The following is a 2,122-nucleotide window of genomic DNA, read 5'->3' on the forward strand; positions in this document are numbered from 1 at the left end:
GCCCGACGGCAAGCGCGCCGCGCGCGTCTCCGCACGCGCGCCAGGTGAGCGTACGCCAGCGCACCGCGCGCGACGGAACACCAGTCGATCGACGCGGGCTTCGTCGAAACGCGCGCGCTTCGACGAAGCGCCCCCCGACCGCGAACCGGTTATGACCACACGCCGCCCGAGGAGTACAGTCGGGGCCGCTCCGGACCACGCAACGCCGCTCGGACGGCGAACCAGCCGACCGCCGGGGCACCGTGCGCCACCCAGCACGGCGGCAAGAACCTGGAGCACCGTGTCGAACACGTCCACCCAGCACGGCGAGGACCGTGCGTTCAAGGGGAAGGTCACCCTGTTCGCCATCGCGGCGGCGGTCGGCGGCTTCCTCTTCGGATTCGACTCCTCCGTCATCAACGGAGCCGTCGACGCGATCAAGGGCGAGTTCGGCCTGTCCGACGCCGCGAGCGGCTTCGCGGTCGCCTCCGCCCTGATCGGCTGTGCGTTCGGCGCCTACTTCGCCGGCCGCCTCGCGGACCGCTGGGGTCGCACCCGGGTGATGTTCTGGGCCGCCGTCCTGTTCTTCGTGAGCTCGATCGGCAGCGCGTTCGCCTTCGCCACCTGGGACCTCGTGGTCTGGCGGCTCATCGGCGGTCTCGGCATCGGGACCGCGTCGGTCATCGCGCCGGCGTACATCTCGGAGGTCTCGCCGAAGGCCATCCGTGGTCGTCTCGCCTCGTTCCAGCAGCTCGCGATCACCCTCGGTATCTTCGCCGCCCTGCTCTCCGACCAGCTGTTCGCCGTCACCGCCGGTGGCGCGTCCGAGCAGGTGCTGGGTCTCGCGGCCTGGCGTTGGATGTTCCTCGTCGGCGTGGTCCCGTCGGTCGTCTACGGTGTGCTCGCGATCACGCTGCCGGAGTCGCCGCGCTTCCTCCTCGCGAAGGGCCGGAAGGACGACGCCCGCGGCGTCATGGAGAAGATCGTCCCCCGCGACACGGTCAACACCAGCCTCGAGGAGATCCAGGACGGCATCGAGAAGGAAGCCAACGAGAAGAAGGGCTCCATCCGGGGCAACCGCTTCGGCCTGCAGCCGATCGTCTGGGTCGGGATCATCCTCGCCGTGCTGCAGCAGTTCGTCGGCATCAACGTGATCTTCTACTACTCGACGACGCTCTGGCAGGCCGTCGGCTTCAAGGAGGAGCAGTCGTTCCTCATCTCGACCATCACCTCGGTCGTCAACGTCGCGGTGACGTTCATCGCGATCTTCACGGTCGACAAGCTCGGCCGGAAGCCGCTGCTCGTCGCCGGGTCCTCGGGCATGTTCGTGTCGCTCGCGATGGTCGCGATCGCGTTCTCGCAGGCGACCATCGTGAACGGAGAGCCGCAGCTCCCGGGCGCCTGGGGCGTCATCGCGCTGATCTTCGCGAACCTGTTCGTGGTGTCGTTCGGTGCAACGTGGGGTCCGCTCATGTGGGTGCTCCTCGGCGAGATGTTCCCGAACCGCATCCGGGCCACGGCGCTGGGCGTCGGGTCGGCCGCGAACTGGATCGCGAACTTCCTGGTCACGATCACGTTCCCGGTCCTGTCCGGGTTCAACCTCACGGTCACCTACGGCATCTACGCCCTGTTCGCGCTGCTGTCGCTCTTCTTCGTCATCAAGAAGATCCCGGAGACGAAGGGCCGCTCGCTCGAGGAGATGGGCATCACGGCCGAGGGTGAGACGGTGGACGCCAAGGCCTGACGCACCAGCGTCACCACCGGCCGGGAGGCGCGGTGCGGGTCCGTCCCGCACCGCGCCTCTCCCTGTCGCCGGTACCGACACGCCGCTGGCGCGTCGTGCCGGTACCGGCGACAGGGGCCCTGTCTGTTAGCATGTGTCCAGCAGCGCGCTGAGCGCGCTGACTTCGCGTGTCCACACGCACCCCACGGCCACCGGTCCCGCTCTCGCGAGCGGGCGGCCGTCCGGGGTGGGGCACCAGGGGCCACGACCACCGGTCGTGACCGACACAACCGCAACCGTGCACGCGGCTCGAACAGCCGCGCGCCGAGAACAAGGAGGGACGGCATGGCCGTCGTCACCATCCGCCAGCTGCTCGACAGCGGCGTCCACTTCGGACACCAGACCCGTCGGTGGAACCCG

General features: G+C 69.0%; 1 protein-coding gene. It reads left to right on the top strand.

All coding sequences use genetic code 11. The features are described 5' to 3' along the window. The first annotated feature begins 280 nt into the window (after positions 1-280). Positions 281-1,723: a sugar porter family MFS transporter gene (locus I59_RS11995; RefSeq protein ID WP_022904069.1), complete on the top strand. Its 1,443-nt coding sequence runs from the start codon at positions 281-283 to the stop codon at positions 1,721-1,723. Positions 1,724-2,122: the final 399 nt, after the last annotated feature.

Origin of the sequence: Curtobacterium sp. B8 (assembly GCF_000333315.1) — a bacterium.
Classification (GTDB): Bacteria; Actinomycetota; Actinomycetes; order Actinomycetales; family Microbacteriaceae; genus Curtobacterium; species Curtobacterium luteum.